Genomic DNA, 14376 nt, shown 5'->3' on the forward strand with positions numbered 1-14376 from the left:
CTATGAGTGAGCATGCGGAATGTGCCCTCCCCAACCGAAAGGCGCAGGCCGACTGACAAAGGGGATGAGTCTACAGGCGCCAGGCCGTCAGCCCCTGCCAGTGGCCGATTCGCCGTACGCGCCGACGGCGTCCGTCTCCGCTCGCCCCGCCGCCTCGCGCCCCAGGAGCTGGTTCCCGGTCCGGCACGCCGCCACGAGGGCCGCGCGCTCTGCGGGAGGCAGACGCGCCAGGCGAGGCGGGGGCACCTGGCGCACCAGCCCAGCCGCCCTCGCGACCCAATCCCCCGCGCCGAGGTCCATCTCGAAGAATCCGGCTATTTCACGAAGCGTCTCAACCGGTGACACGACGAGATCCTCTAACCGGACCTCCCGGTACTGCTCGGGTCGTAGACTCTTCACGGCGCGGTAGCCCGAGGCGAGCTGATCGGCCCAGAACCTGCCGAAGTGCTCCGCCGCCGGGCGACGCTCCAGAAGTCTCGCGAGCGGATCATCCTTCCCCTCTTCGGGGCGAACGTGCGCCAGAGCCGTCGCCACGTCGACCTCTGGATCGAGGTCGTAGACAATCGACACGGCGAGTCGAAACGCCGCATGCTCGCGCATCGAGAGCGCGGTCTCCTCGCCGGAACGATGGATGTGGACGAAGCGCGCGTCAGGATACAGGCCCGCGAGCCCCTCCGTATAATCGATCCCGGAGCCAGAGCGCTCGTTCCACAACGTGCCGCCACTCTTCTCGGCGAGCCAACCGAAGAGATCTCGGTAATGCTCCGCGCGCGGCTGCTCGGGCCGTGCATTCACGAAGGCACGCGCCTCGTCGAACAGCGCGTCTGGGTCCTCGGTGAGTCTCGGCAGGACGGCGACGAGCAGCCACGGAAGATCATCGTTGCGACCGTAGCGCATCCCGGGTTTGTCGAACGGGTACGCGACCTCGTCCACCAAATGCCCTCGACTCGTCACCATCGTGACGAAGGCGTGCGGCGCCGTGACCATCTCCCAGAAGCCCGGACCGTCGATCATGCCGGGCGAAAACCGACCGACCCCGTGCAGGCCATTGAAGAACTCGTTGATCGAGACCATCTCGGGCGCGAGGCCGAGCATGGTCGACAGAAGCGTCGAACCGCACCGACCGGTCCCAATGATGAAGCGTTCCACTAGTAGCGGTACCGAAGCTGCACCGAGCGGCGGCGGCGCTCGAGCGTGCGGCGACGTTCATCCGGCGAGACGGCCGGTGTCGCTTCCGGCAATGCCTCTCGTACCGCTGCGACCGGGACGGTCCGGAACGTCGGCTGGGTAACGCGGTCCGGGAAGAGATAGCGGATTCCGATGGTGCCGCTCTCGTGCCCCTCCGGATCGATCCAATTCGGCACACAAGGGTCGACGTGCGCAATCACGCCGCGGAACATGCCATCTGAATCGAGCACGGCCTGGCTTCCGTTGAGACTGCTCTGCCGAGCGCCGAACTCCATGCTCTCCCAAAACCAACCGGAGAGCTGAACGCCCCACATCAGACACTCGGGCGGCTCGAACTCTACGATCACCGCCTCGTCGGGCCCGCATTCATAGTGGCCGAGTCCATACGACTGGCCGCGCAAGCCGGCATTCCCCTCGAGGGGCTTCGTCATCTCAATCTGGTTCGGGGGCGTCGCGAGGATGAGCCTACTCATGTTCTCCCAGCTTCGAGCACCGGCGGAGAGCCACGTGACGAGCTCGTCCATCCGAGCCGCGATCCGTTCCGGGGTCAGGGCCGGCTGCGGGTACTCCGCGTCGATCCGCTCGATAAATAGATCCGCCGGGCGTTCGTTCTCCCAGTCGCTCATGTACTGGCGCAGCAGGAGGAACGACGCGTCCGGGTCGAGCGCCATCCAGTTGCCCGGCTGCGGTTCCGGCGAGAGCACGATCTCGAAGCTCCCATCGGGCTCGCTCACGAGTTCGCGACCGTGGATGGAGGAGACGGTCCGCCATCCGCCGACGTTGCCGTCGCCAAAATGGCCGGTGTTCACCTGGAACTCGAGATGGCGCGCGCTCCCACGGTTGCCACCGATCCGATAGCTCGCATCGCCGCGTACGCGCGCCCACGAGTAGTTGCAGTCCGGATTGTCGAGCCCCCAGCTCATGCCGTTCTCGATCATCCGGCAGAACTCGGGGTAGTCGGGGTCCCCCGCCGGCACGACCACCCGGATCCCCGAGCCGAGGAAGCGTAAAAGATAGCGCCACCCTTCGGCCCGGTCTTGCGGACGAGCGGGAACGTCGTCGGCCAGGACAAGCGATCCCAACCCTTCCAGCGCGGCTATGAACTCGCGCCAGATCTCACCGGAAAAGACGCGATCGGCCATCGGACCTCTACGGCTTCTCGCTGCCGACGATCCAGGTCGAGAAGTACTGCGAGCCGCCACCGTAGGCGTGGCCCAGTGCCTTCTTCGCACCGTCGACCTGGTGCTCGCCCGCCATGCTGCGCACCTGCAGCGCCGCCTCGGCGAACCGCAGGAGACCCGATGCGCCGATCGGATTCGAGGACAGCACGCCGCCCGACATGTTCACCGGGAAGTCGCCGTCGAGCGCGGTGGCTCCGCTGAGAGTCATCTCCCAACCCTTGTTCCGCTCGGAGATGAGCATGCCTTCCATCCACATCGGCTCGTACCAGGCGAACGGGACGTAGATCTCGGCGCAATCGATCTCTTTGCGGGGATTGGTGATGCCCGCCTTCTTGTAGAGGGAGGCCGCGTTGTCCAGCGAGGCCTGCGGCATGACCTGATCGCGTCCGGAGAACATGGTGGGCTCACTGCGCATCTCGGTCGCGTGGATCCACGCCGGCTTCTTGCAGCTTCCAGCGAGCTTCTCGTTCGTCAAGACCATCGCGCAGGCGCCGTCCGACGAGGGGCACGTCTCGAGGTAGCGGATCGGGTCCCAGAGCATGGGCGACTCGCGCACCATGTCCTCGGTAATGTCTTCCATGTGCAGGTGCGCGTAGGGATTTTTCAGCGCGTTCAGGCGGTCCTTCACCGCAACCTTGATACCCACGTCTTCGGGGCAATCGGAGCGGGCGATGTACCCACGAATAAGCGGGGCGAAGTAGCCGCCCGCGCCGACTACGGTCGCGACCGCGAACGGCATCGAGATCGTGAGCGCCCAGGTCGCATTCGACTCCGACTGCTTCTCATACGCGACGCAGAGAACCCGGTCGTGAATCCCGGCCTGCACGAGGCTCGCGGCGACGACGCCGGTCGAGCCACCGACGCTTCCGGCGGTGTGAACACGAAGCATCGGCTTGTACGCTCCGCCGATCGCATCGTTGAGGAAGAGCTCGGGCATCATAATGCCTTCGAACATGTCGGGAGCCTTCCCGATCACGACGGCGTCGATGTCCTTCCAGGTGCACTGGGCGTCTTCGAGGGCGCGCTCCGCGGCCTCCCGAATGAGGCCGGCCTGCGAAACGTCGATGCGCTTCGCCGCGTGGTTGGTCTGTCCGATTCCGACGACAGCGGTGAGCTCGGCCATGATTAGTTCCCCTCCAAAACGCACACGAGATTTTGCTGCAAGCAGGGCCCCGAGGTAGCGTGTGCCACCGCGCGGCCGGCGCTGCCGTCCCAGATGCGCTTGGCCGCTTCGCCGATGCGCGAAAGCCCGACGGCCATCATCGGGTTCCCTGCCATGGCGCCGCCTGACGGGTTGATGTTCGTGTCGGCGCGGAGGCCGAGCGCACGCTCCACGAGGACTTCCTGGTGTGAGAAGGGCGCGGAAAGCTCCGCCACGTCCACCTTGGCCTTGCCAACACATGCCTTCTCCGCAGCGATCTCAGTCGAACGCGACCGGGTCAGATCGCGCACGTTCAGATCGAGGGGCTCGCAGATGTGCTCGATGCCTTTGATCCAGGCAGGCCGATCGCAGTAGTCTTTCGCTCGGTCGCCCGCGACGAGCAGGACCGCAGACGCGCCGTCGGAAATCGGCGAGCAATCGTGTTTCCGCAACGGGTTCACCAGGTACGGATCCGCGAGGATCTGCTCCGGTGTAAAATCGCCTTTGACCTGCGCGTAGGGATTGTCCTTCGCGTTACGCCGGTCGCGGCTTGCGCACTCGGCCATCTCGCGATCCGTGAGAACGCCGCCCTCGAGACAGATGCGAGCCTGAAGCGCGGCCATGCTGACGGCATCCGGCCACAGCGGCGTCTGGGTATAGGGATCGAGCTGCAGCGCCATGGTGAGCGGAAGATCGCCCATCGACGGCTTGCCGAAGCCGTAGACCAACGCCACTTCGGCGTAGCCCATCTGAATCTTGACCCAGGCCTCGTACAACGCCCAGGCACCGTCCATCTCCACGTGGCTCTCGCAGACCGGAGGCCACGCGCCGACCGCATCGAGACCCATCACGAAAGCGAAGGGCGCGCCGGCGAGATAGTCACTCGAGCCGGAGCAGACGAAGTCCATGTCCTCGTTCTTGAGGTTCTTGCTCTTCTTGAGCTCATCGATCACCGGGATCACGATCTCGGTGTCGTTCAGGTTCACCTCGCGTCGCTTCGACTGCGACTGGGTGAACGCGACGACGGCAACGTCACGCATCAGATGTGCTCCTTGTAGGAATCGTAGTCGGCGTCCGGCTCGTCGAGCGGCTCGAAGTAGATGATGTTCGCCACCGACTCCTCCCACTCTTCCTTGGGCTTCCAGACCGCCTTCAACCGCATTCCCATGTGCACCTTCTCGAGATCGCAGTTGCTCAGCAGATGCATGAGGATCGTGTCGGCACCGTCGAGCAGGACCTGGATCGTCACGAACGGGATGTCGAGGGGCACCGTGTCAGCCGGGATGCGGACGATCGAGAACGTCACGAGGGTTCCGATGTCCGCCAACTCGACGGGGTCGCCCTCAATCGGCACACCGTGCTGCGGACACGAGCCGCGGCTCGGGAAGTACACGCGCCCATCGACCGGGCACTTCTGACCGATCAACTTCCCTTGCTTGATCGAACGCAAAAACCGCGAGGCGGACCGGCCGGCCGAATAGCTGTACTCGAGCTGAACGGGCGTGCGGATGACCTTGACAACTTCGTCTTTGGCTTCGTCACTCATGAGTCGATATCTCCGCGCGGCTCAGGCCGGCTCGAAGCAGGCAATGTCCTTGATGGAACCGATGGTCTCGTCGGCCCAACGGGCTTTCACCCGCATGCCGGTCTTCATCGCCCCTTCGCTGCCACCGTCGACAGCGTGCAGGAAGGACGTATCGGCGCCATCCAGCTGGATGAGTGCGTACGCGAAGGGCTTGTCGAGCGGCTGCTGCTTTCGCGGCACCGCCACCCAGGCCCAGCTCGTGACGACCCCGGTGTCCTTCACCGGAACGAGTTCATCGATCGATTCGCTCGTATCGGGATCGTACTCCTTGGGCGGAAAGAGGACGGAACCGTCCTTCCGTTTCACGCCGAAGAGCTTCTTGTCTCGTAGGCCCGTGAAGAACTTCGACAGGACCGCGCCAAGAGAGCGCTTGTACGTGTAATCCAGAATGTGCGGAGCGCTGAGGGATTCCTCAGTGGAGTTCATCGCGCGACCTCGCTTTTTCACTCGAAAATCGGGGCGATTTCCGATGGTGCGGGAAATCAAACATGCGCCCCGAGCGGTGTCCACGTCACGGGGCCCCAATTTTTTGGGACGGAGGAGAAGTCCACCCGGGCGGCAGGGCCGAACCCCCTGGTAGATCCGCCCTGGAGAAGGGCGGCCCACCCAAAAACCCGGGAGGATCCCATCAAGCGCATTTCCATCATCACGTCGCTCTGCGTCTTGGCTTTCGCTGCGACCGCCTTCGGCGCCAACCATCGGGAAGCGCCAATCACGGCGCTCGATGGGCCCGGCTCGGAAGGCTTCAGCTTGCGGCAGTCCTTCCCGGTGAACCTGCAGCGGAACGGCGCCCCCCGAGACCCCTGGAACTCGGCAACGGCGAGACTCTCTTCGCCGTTCCGAGCAACGTCGGCCCGCGTACTATGCCGAATTAACCCGACCTGGCGGACCAGGGGATCTACCATCTCGACAACGGTGTTCGTGTGTTCGCCGGCACCGTCGAAGATCCGTTTTGGATCGATCTTGGTGCCGCGTTCGATTCGCTGAACTTCCCACCGGGGGCGTTCGACACCAGTGTCCCCGGAGTACCGGACGACGCACAAGACGCCGATGACCAAACGAACTTCGCGGCGGACGACGGTTCCGGCTTCGACGTAAACGCGATCGTCATTGAAGTTCCGATCCGGATGCTCACGCAGGACCGAATGACACACGCGGCGAACGACCCCTCGCGCGGGGCGTGCTGCCAGTCGCCGAGCCGCCGCGGCTCGACCTGCTCCCGCTGGTGAACTACGCCCCGCCGATCGCCGCAGAGGGGACCCCGCCGGGTCCAGTGGCCGACCTCCTGCCCCTCAACACCGGCGCTCCGCCAACCGCAGAAGCGGATCGCAGCCGGCTGGGCCTCTTGGCCGGTGACCGCCCGGGCAACCCCAACGGGCTCCGAGTCTCCGACGACGTGACCGACATCGCGAGCCGGGCCATCGCGGGCGTGCTCGCCGGCCCACCCTTCGACGGCTTTGCCCACAACCAGATCGACGACGGCGTGAATGCCAACGACGCGCCCCACCTCGAGACCTTCCCGTATGTCGGCTACGCCCACTGCGGCGTCGATAGTCGCCACGTGGACCCCAGCGAGATCGGCTGCACGAGAACGTGCCCCTAGGGCGCTCCACGGCGCAGAGCCCATAGGCGGAGAACCGACGGCCGCCCCTCGTTGCGCGAGGGGCGGCCGAATTGCGTTGCACATACAGGCCTCGCAGCGGAAACTCGGGGGGTGAAGCGCGAGGAGATCGCGCGGCTGCTCTTCGTGTTCGTAGCCGCGGTCGTAGTGCAGTGGCCCATCTACGACCGGTGGCTGCCGTTGTTCGACGAGGGATTCCTCTACCAGATCGCCGACGAACTCCGGCAGGGAAGCGTGCTGTACCGCGACGTCGCGCACGTCGCGTTTCCGGGCTCGTTCTACTTCACGTCGTTTCTGTTCGCACTCGGAGAACCGAGCGCTCTCGTCGCCCGGTACGCCGCCGTCGGAGTGTTCGCCGTCGCGACCACGTCCGTCTACGTGCTCGCTCGCACCGTCGTCCGCCCCGGGTGGGCGCTCGCTGCCGTCGCCCTCTGCCTCGCGCAACGCCCGTGGGCGTTTCCGCAGTGGCAGATGCTCCACTACTCGACGCTCGCGTTGACCTCACTGCTCGTCGCGATGATCGTCTTGGTGCCGGGGCTGCTGCGGATCTCGCGCGGACGACTCTTCGGAGCCGGCCTCGTCCTCGGCGTAGCCATCCTCTTCAAGCAGGACTACGGCGGCGCGGTCACAATCGGCATAAACCTGTTGCTGCTGCTCTCCTCGAGCGCCGGCGGCGCGTGGAGCGAGCGGCTCAAGTCTATGCTCGCTCTGAACACCGGCATCGTGTGCGCGGTCCTCCCCCCGATCCTTCTCCTCGCCAGCGCCGGCGGTATCACGGACTTCGTGCAGCAGACCGTGCTGGCGCCACTCGTGCTCCAACCGATCTGGCGTCCAGGGGCGAGCGACTACGTTCCCTTCCTCGATCTCTGGCCGCTCTTTTCCCAAAGCCCGCAACTCCACGGGCCCCAGGCCTTCAGCTACTTCCCCACCTTGCTCGTCGACCTTCACTTCCAGCTGCTCGGGAGCGCCGTCTTCCAGAACACGATCCTGCTCGACCTCCTGCTGAAGTCGCTCTACGTCGCGCCCTACGGGATCATCGCCGCATCCGCGTGGTCGCTGTGGCGACGGCGCGACGCCGGCGGCCCGTGGCACGAAGAGCTCGCTCTCACGGTCTTCGCTGCGGCACTGCTGGCCTCGTTCAACAAGCCACGCGACTGGGCACACTTCGTCGTCGCGGCGTTCCCGACCCTGTTGCTGCTCCTGTTCCGCGTCGCCCGTATCGCGGAGACCGACGGCGTTCGACGCACCGTCGCCACGTTCGGCGCGGCGGCGCTCATCGGAACCATCGGGCTTTCGGGCGCCTACCTTTGGTACGGACTCGCGCAGAAGTACGACACGCCTCTGCCGTTCGCGCGTGCCCCTCTCCGCGTCGAAGCGAGCGAAGCCCAGACGTTCGCGGACCTCGCCTCGCACCTCGACGCGAATCTCCCTGCGGGGGCCGCCGTGCCCGTCTACCCGTACCACCCGTCCGTCAACTTCGTCCTCGGACGCCCCGGCATCGGACGTTACCGAACGATCGAGCCGGTGAGTGCGTTCGAGGGGCGTGACCAAGAAGTAATCCGCGCGCTCGAATCAGAAGAGCCGAAGTACATCGTCGTCTCGTTCGTCGAGCTGAACTCGCAGCCGCGCTTCGCCGACTACGCGCCGGAGCTGCATGCGTACCTCGTGAGCCACTACGCGGTGGGTGAGGTCTTCAGCTGCCACCATCACCGGTGCATCTTCGGCGCGCTCGAGCGGCGCGAAGCGGCGCCGGAGGACGTGCGGAACGACCTCCTGGCCGAGCTGCCCGAGGCGCGCGTCAGCATTGCTCTGCCCAGCGACGGAGAGCGAACGGTCGATGGAGCCGCGCGCGCGCGCCACGTCGCGACCATGGCGTGGCCGTACATCGACCCCGTCCTCGCCCTGCGCGCTCCGGAGAACGGCGGAATGACGCGTCTCGCGTTTCCACTCGCAGCCGGCGAAGGACATCTGCGCACGCGGGTCGGCGTCAATCCCGATCGATGGAGCGCATTCGATTTCGGTGCGGTCGAAGTCTCGGTCCGCCGAGTGGATTCCTCGGGTGAGCACGTGCTGTGGCACCGCATTCTGGACCCGCAGCGACGGGAAGCCGATCGGTCCTGGATCGACCTCGATCTCGCGGTCGGCGGAGACGAGCCCGGAACCCTCGTCTTGACCGCCCGGACCGAGCGTCCGACGGGTCTCCCGCTCGACCACCTCGGTTTCGAGGCCCCCCGCATCGTCCTCACGGGCGCAGACGTCTCGACCGCCCAGCTCAACCGGTAGCCCCGCACGATCTTGCGTGCCCTGGGTCGCGATTGTACCTCGTTCATCGCTGCCGCCGTTCCGGCGGCGAAAGAAAGGACACACCATGCCAATCGATCCCAGTGCCGTAGGAGCCGAAGGAGCCCCCACCCGCCACAAGTGGAGTTCGAAGGACACCCTGCTCTACTCCGTCGGCGTCGGTGCCGGCACGCAGGAACTTCCGTTCACGACCGAGAACACCGCGGACACTCCTCAGCGCGTCCTGCCTACCTTCGCAGTCATCGCCGGCACCGGCGGTCTCCCGTTCGACAAGATCGGGACGTTTAACATGGCAATGCTCGTCCACGGCGAGCAGGGGATCGAGCTGTACGACGAGATCCCGGCGCAAGGTGAGGTCGAGAACACCGGCAAGATCACCGCGATCTGGGACAAGGGGAAGGGCGCCGTCGTCGAGATGACGTGCGAAGCGGTCGACGTCGCGACCAAGAAACCGCTGATGAAGACGCGAATGTCGGCGTTCATTCGTGGTGAAGGCGGCTTCGGCGGCGAGCGCGGCCCCTCGGCGAACACCGATATGCCGACGCGCACTCCCGACCATCAGACCACCTATCAGACGACAGGCGACCAAGCGCTGCTCTACCGCCTCTCGGGCGATCGCAATCCGCTTCACTCGGATCCCTCGTTCGCGGCGATGGGCGGTTTCGATCGACCGATCCTGCACGGGTTGTGCACGTACGGCTTCACCGGGCGCGCCCTCCTCCAATCGTTGTGCGATGGTGACCCGAGCCGCTTCACCGCGATGGACGGCCGCTTCTCGAAGCCGGTCTATCCCGGCGAAGCCCTCACGATTTCCATGTGGGTCGACGGCAACGAGTGCACGTTTCAGACGAAGAACCCGGCCGGCGAGGTCGTCCTCGATCAAGGCAAGATGACGTTCAAGTAGGGCGATGTCGTCTTCCGGCCTGCTCCTCGCAGCGGCGACCCTGACACTCGTCGGGGTCGCCGGTACGGCCGTCACCGACCCGGCGCAGTCCCTGTTCAACGGACGCGGCGAAGACCCCAACGGCGTGTACACCGTCGTCGAAGAGGACGGTGAGCCGGCAATCCGGATCTCCGGCGAAATCTGGGGAGCCCTCGTCACCCGGAACGAGTTCGAGGACTACCACCTACGCCTCGAGTACAAGTGGGGCGAGGACCGCCATGGCCTGCGCGCCGACGCCCCGCGCAATACCGGCGTCCTCTATCATTCCGTCGGTCCCGACGGCGCGTTCTGGAGCTACTGGATGCGCTCGGCCGAGTTCGAGGTCATGGAGGGCCGCACCGGCGACTTCACCTCCGTGGACGGCATCGAGGCCACGATTCCGACCAAGTGGGGCCTCCGCCACCAAGTCGACGGCCACGAAACCCCCCTCACCCGAGGCTCCATCCAACTCCAATCCGAAGGCGCCGAAGTCTTCTTCCGCCGCCTCGAACTCCTCCCCCAGAGTGGGGACGTTCCCCCAGAGTGGGGACGTTGGTTAGTCTCGCTGATTTTGTTTAGTCGCCGCACGCGGTATACGCGGGGCGCCCACCGGTTCACCACGGCTTCGGCCGCGACTAAACAAAATCAGCGAGACTAACCAACGTCCCCCTGGAGGTGATTCATGTCTGTTCGTGCGTTCGAGCCGGAGTTCATGCCGATTGGTGTGCTTACGGCGGCGTTGCAGGAGTTGACGCCGCGCGAAGTGCGCGACCCTGATCCGGATCGGGCCATCGAAGAGTGGCTCGAGTTTGCGGCGGAGCTCGGGGCGGACGAGATTCAGCTGGCGGCGGCACTGCACCCGGATGAGTCCGACGTGCCGGCGGAAGCGATGATGGACCCGGTCGCGAACACGCTCGACCTCCGGGCGCCCTTCGATCCGAAGCGGGCGGATCGTGTGCTCGCCTCGGTAAAGTCGACGGGTGTCGGGGTCGCAGACCTCGGCTATTTCGACAACATGCTGCACGCTGACGCAGCGGTTCGGAAGAAGAAGCATGACTTCATGGTGCGGGTCTTTGACGCGGCGGCGCTCCTCGGCTCACGCGCGGTCTGCGGATTCGTCGGTAGGAATCAAAACAAAACGGTCCAGGAGAACCTCGACGAATTCGAGCAGGGGTTCATCCCGCTCCTCAAGGAAGCGAAGAGCCGCGAACTCGAATACCGGATCGAACAGTGCCCGATGCCCGGCTGGACGCTCGACGATTCGTTCCACAACAACATCGGCTACACGCCGGGCACGTGGATCGCCCTGCACAAAATATGCGAGAAACACGGCGTCGGCGATCAACTCCGGATCCACTACGACCCGTCGCATGCGATCTTGATGGGCCAGGATACCCGGTCGATCTTCCAGTACCTGAAGGACGAGGGATACGCCTTCCTCGTCGCGGGCTTCCACGTGAAGGGCCAGGTAATCGACCCCAAAGGGCTCGCGGCCTGGGGCTACGGCGGCCAAACGATCGACCGCGGCGACTACGTGAACGGCAAGCCGTCGGAGAACCCCGCCGATCACGGCAACGCGTGGAAGAAACAACTCAGTATCTGCGAGCACGAACTCCCGGGCACCGCCCGCCACGACCCCCTTGCCTATCTCCAGAACCGCACGGTCGATTGGCTCGACCACCAACTCGCCGCGCGCGAACTCCTCGAGATCGACGTTCTCGATACGCCCCTGATCGTCGAGCACGAGTACGGCGCCGCACGCGTGCAGGACCGCGAGAGCCTGAAACCGATCCTGCAAGGCTCGATCGCCTTCACCCGCCACATCGACGAGGCCGCCGCGTGCATGTTCTCGCTGCAGAACGAGGTTCTCGCCGCGCAAGACATCCCCGTACAAGGCGTGGGCCGACGCGCCTACTACACCTGAACCCCTGAGCAGGAGCGCAACTCGATGAAGTCCCTCAACATCGCGATGATCGGCTACCAGTTCATGGGCCGCACGCATTCGAATGCCTGGCGTCAGGTCGGCCGATTCTTCGACGTGCCCGCACAGCCCGTCATGAAGGTGGTGTGCGGCCGGGACAAGGGCGGCGTGAACGCAGCCGCAGCCAAGCTCGGCTGGGAAGAGTCCGCCACTTCGTGGGAGGAAGTCGTCTCTCGCCCGGACATCGACGCGATCGACATCTGCACCCCAGGCGACTCGCACATGCCGATCGCCATCGCCGCCGCCGAGGCCGGCAAGGCAATCCTATGCGAGAAGCCGCTCGCCAACACCCTCGAGGAGGCGGAGAGGATGCTCGCCGCCGTGAAGAAGGCAGGCGTGCCGCACATGCTCTGTCACAACTACCGACGCGCGCCTGCCGTCGCGCTCGCCAAGCGTCTCATCGACGACGGTCGGGTCGGCAAAATCCACCACTACCGCGGCACGTACCTCCAAGACTGGATCGTCGATCCCAAGTTCCCACGCGTGTGGCGACTCGAGAAGGCAAAAGCGGGCAGCGGCGCACTCGGCGACATCGGCTCTCACTCGTTGGATCTCGCACGCCATCTCGTCGGCGAGATCACTGAGGTGAGCGGACTCCTCGAGACCTTCATCGACGAACGACCGCTTCCCGAAGGCGGTGGCACGGGCAAGGTCGACGTGGACGATGCGGCGCTCGCCCTAGTTCGCTTCCAAAACGGTGCCATCGGCAGCATCGAGGGCACGCGCTTCGCGCCGGGCCGCAAGAACTACAACCGCTTCGAGATCAACGGCAGCAAGGGCAGCCTCGCCTTCGACCTCGAGCGCATGAACGAGCTCGAGGTCTACGAGGAGAACGGCCCCGACAGCGGGTTCCGCACGATACTCGCGACCGACGCGTCCCACCCCTACGTCGAAGCGTGGTGGCCACCCGGACACGTCCTGGGATACGAGCACACCTTCACGCACACGGTGCTCGACTTCCTCGGCGCGGCCTGCGGCAAGTCCCCGGTCACGCCTAACTTCGAAGACGGCGTCGCCAATCAACGCGCGCTCGATGCCATCGAACGGTCGGCGGCATCTCGCCGGTGGGAGTCCGTCTAGATGACGTCGTCCGAAACCAGTTTTCCCGCGTCGAAGATCTTCTTCCTTAGCTCGGCCGCCCTCTTCACCGCCGGCCTCAGCTTCTCGCTCCGCGGGGCGATCGCCGGCGGCATCGAAACCGAAGTCCTTTCCAAGATCGACCCCGCCAACTCGGGCATGCTCACCGGGCAGGTCCTCGGCATCGCGTTCACGGGCTTCGCGATCACCCTGTTCCTCGGCAGCGTCTTCCTCGATCGGCTCGGGATGGGCCGCTCCCTGATTCTCGCGAGCCTCTCCTTCACGACCGGCACCCTTGTCGCCGTATTCTCCGACCGCCTCGGCGGGGAGAGCGGCAGCTACACGTTCCTGTGGCTCGGCTACCTGCTCTCGGGACTGGGCTGGGGTTTCGTCGAAGCGGCCACGAACCCGCTCATCACGGCGCTGTACCCCGAGGACAAAACACACCGACTCAACGTCTTGCACGCCTGGTGGCCGGCCGGTGTCCTCGTCGGGGGAGTCACGGGAGGCGCCTTCGGCGCCATCGGCTGGCGAATGCAGTTCGCTCTCGTCGTAATCCCGGCAATCGTCGTCGGCGTCCTCTGCATCGGCACGCCGTTCCCTCGGACCGAACGGGCCGCTCGCGGCGTCGCTTGGGCCGACATGTGGCGAGAGATTCCCCGGCGTCCGATGTTCCTCGTGTGGTTGGCGTGCATGTTCCTGACCGCCGCATCCGAACTCGCCCCCGGTCAGTGGATCGACTTCACGCTCACGCGGACGGTGGGCATGCGCGGCATCTGGCTGCTCGTCTACGTGAGCCTGATGATGTTCGTGTTCCGACACTTCGCCGGAACGGTCGTCCATCGCCTCGGTTCACCGATCGCCCTGCTCACCTGGTCGGTGGCGCTCTCGGCGCTCGGACTGATGCTCCTGCCACGCGCGACCTCTCCCGTGATGGGACTCCTAGCCGCCACGGTCTGGGGCCTCGGCGTGTGCTTTCTCTGGCCGACGATGCTGGCAAACGTGTCCGAGCGTTACCCGCGCGGCGGCGAACTCTTCATCGGATTGATGGGCGTCGCGGGCGCGATGGCAATTCAGTTCGTACTGCCGGCACTCGGCGCGATCTTCGACCGAGCCAAGGTGGACCTCGCAGGTTCCGACGATACCTTCGCCGCACTCCAGGGTGATGAGCTGCAAGAGGTTCTGAGTCAGGCCGCACTGGTCTCGTTCGAGACGAACGCAATCCTACCGGCGATCCTGATTTTCGTGTTCGGCGCCATCTGGATCTACGACCGCGCACACGGCGGCTACCACCCCGAGAAGCTCGAAGACGAAGGCCGCTAGCCGACGCCCCTCGACGCGCGACTACTGGGGGCCGTACTTGTCCGAGGTTCCGTTAT

Annotated in this window: 14 protein-coding genes; 8 read left to right on the forward strand and 6 right to left on the reverse strand. The window is 65.3% G+C overall.

Annotated elements, in window-relative coordinates; translation table 11 throughout:
- Positions 1 to 87: 87 nt before the first annotated feature.
- Genes P8R42_23195 through P8R42_23220 form a run of 6 tightly spaced genes read right to left on the reverse strand, consistent with a single transcriptional unit; the run spans position 88 to position 5521 of the window.
- Positions 88 to 1149 (reverse strand): sulfotransferase, encoded by a 1062-nt coding sequence (locus P8R42_23195; GenBank protein ID MDG2307503.1) that lies wholly within the window; start codon positions 1147 to 1149, stop codon positions 88 to 90.
- Positions 1149 to 2330: a hypothetical protein gene (locus P8R42_23200; protein MDG2307504.1), complete on the reverse strand. Its 1182-nt coding sequence runs from the start codon at positions 2328 to 2330 to the stop codon at positions 1149 to 1151. The genes P8R42_23195 and P8R42_23200 overlap by 1 nt, the downstream gene beginning before the upstream one ends.
- Positions 2331 to 2337: 7 nt before the next feature.
- Positions 2338 to 3492 (reverse strand): thiolase domain-containing protein, encoded by a 1155-nt coding sequence (locus P8R42_23205; GenBank protein ID MDG2307505.1) that lies wholly within the window; start codon positions 3490 to 3492, stop codon positions 2338 to 2340.
- A 2-nt stretch (positions 3493 to 3494) separates the two neighbouring features.
- Entirely contained in the window at positions 3495 to 4550 is a 1056-nt protein-coding gene (locus P8R42_23210; protein ID MDG2307506.1) for a thiolase domain-containing protein, read from the reverse strand.
- Positions 4550 to 5056 carry a Zn-ribbon domain-containing OB-fold protein gene (locus P8R42_23215; protein MDG2307507.1) on the reverse strand — a complete coding sequence of 169 codons (507 nt, stop codon included), beginning with the start codon at positions 5054 to 5056 and terminating at the stop codon, positions 4550 to 4552. Before P8R42_23215 ends, P8R42_23210 begins: the two co-directional genes overlap by 1 nt.
- 21 nt (positions 5057 to 5077) lie before the next feature.
- Positions 5078 to 5521, reverse strand: coding sequence for an OB-fold domain-containing protein (locus P8R42_23220; GenBank protein ID MDG2307508.1), 444 nt, complete (start codon positions 5519 to 5521; stop codon positions 5078 to 5080).
- A gap of 497 nt (positions 5522 to 6018) precedes the next feature.
- On the opposite strand from P8R42_23220, the gene P8R42_23225 reads away from it, so the two are divergent.
- The 8 genes from P8R42_23225 (at position 6019) to P8R42_23260 (ending at position 14320) form a co-directional block, all read left to right on the forward strand.
- Positions 6019 to 6324: a DUF4331 family protein gene (locus P8R42_23225; GenBank protein MDG2307509.1), complete on the forward strand. Its 306-nt coding sequence runs from the start codon at positions 6019 to 6021 to the stop codon at positions 6322 to 6324.
- Positions 6276 to 6698, forward strand: coding sequence for a DUF4331 family protein (locus P8R42_23230; protein MDG2307510.1), 423 nt, complete (start codon positions 6276 to 6278; stop codon positions 6696 to 6698). Before P8R42_23225 ends, P8R42_23230 begins: the two co-directional genes overlap by 49 nt.
- A 111-nt stretch (positions 6699 to 6809) precedes the next feature.
- Positions 6810 to 8999 carry a hypothetical protein gene (locus tag P8R42_23235; protein ID MDG2307511.1) on the forward strand — a complete coding sequence of 730 codons (2190 nt, stop codon included), beginning with the start codon at positions 6810 to 6812 and terminating at the stop codon, positions 8997 to 8999.
- 85 nt (positions 9000 to 9084) lie between these two features.
- The gene (locus P8R42_23240) at positions 9085 to 9921 is read left to right on the forward strand and encodes a MaoC/PaaZ C-terminal domain-containing protein (protein MDG2307512.1); all 837 of its coding nucleotides are present in this window, start codon (positions 9085 to 9087) and stop codon (positions 9919 to 9921) included.
- Between the two features lie 4 nt (positions 9922 to 9925).
- A complete protein-coding gene (locus P8R42_23245; protein MDG2307513.1) occupies positions 9926 to 10597 on the forward strand; it encodes a DUF1080 domain-containing protein in 672 nt (223 codons plus the stop codon).
- 24 nt (positions 10598 to 10621) lie between these two features.
- A complete protein-coding gene (locus P8R42_23250) occupies positions 10622 to 11863 on the forward strand; it encodes a TIM barrel protein (GenBank protein ID MDG2307514.1) in 1242 nt (413 codons plus the stop codon).
- A gap of 24 nt (positions 11864 to 11887) precedes the next feature.
- Positions 11888 to 13000, forward strand: coding sequence for a Gfo/Idh/MocA family oxidoreductase (locus P8R42_23255; GenBank protein MDG2307515.1), 1113 nt, complete (start codon positions 11888 to 11890; stop codon positions 12998 to 13000).
- Positions 13001 to 14320: an MFS transporter gene (locus P8R42_23260; protein MDG2307516.1), complete on the forward strand. Its 1320-nt coding sequence runs from the start codon at positions 13001 to 13003 to the stop codon at positions 14318 to 14320.
- The last annotated feature ends 56 nt before the right edge of the window (positions 14321 to 14376 follow it).

It is taken from the genome of Candidatus Binatia bacterium, from assembly GCA_029243485.1.
Taxonomy (GTDB): domain Bacteria; phylum Desulfobacterota; class Binatia; order UBA12015; family UBA12015; genus VGTG01.

Bases quoted from the DNA above. Each gene is read 5' to 3' on its own strand.
- P8R42_23200 (MDG2307504.1), bottom strand. From the start codon at position 2,330: ATGGCCGATCGCGTCTTTTCCGGTGAGATCTGGCGCGAGTTCATAGCC.
- P8R42_23205 (MDG2307505.1), bottom strand. From the start codon at position 3,492: ATGGCCGAGCTCACCGCTGTCGTCGGAATCGGACAGACCAACCACGCG.
- P8R42_23210 (MDG2307506.1), bottom strand. From the start codon at position 4,550: ATGCGTGACGTTGCCGTCGTCGCGTTCACCCAGTCGCAGTCGAAGCGA.
- P8R42_23215 (MDG2307507.1), bottom strand. From the start codon at position 5,056: ATGAGTGACGAAGCCAAAGACGAAGTTGTCAAGGTCATCCGCACGCCC.
- P8R42_23220 (MDG2307508.1), bottom strand. From the start codon at position 5,521: ATGAACTCCACTGAGGAATCCCTCAGCGCTCCGCACATTCTGGATTAC.
- P8R42_23240 (MDG2307512.1), top strand. From the start codon at position 9,085: ATGCCAATCGATCCCAGTGCCGTAGGAGCCGAAGGAGCCCCCACCCGC.
- P8R42_23245 (MDG2307513.1), top strand. From the start codon at position 9,926: ATGTCGTCTTCCGGCCTGCTCCTCGCAGCGGCGACCCTGACACTCGTC.
- P8R42_23250 (MDG2307514.1), top strand. From the start codon at position 10,622: ATGTCTGTTCGTGCGTTCGAGCCGGAGTTCATGCCGATTGGTGTGCTT.
- P8R42_23255 (MDG2307515.1), top strand. From the start codon at position 11,888: ATGAAGTCCCTCAACATCGCGATGATCGGCTACCAGTTCATGGGCCGC.
- P8R42_23260 (MDG2307516.1), top strand. From the start codon at position 13,001: ATGACGTCGTCCGAAACCAGTTTTCCCGCGTCGAAGATCTTCTTCCTT.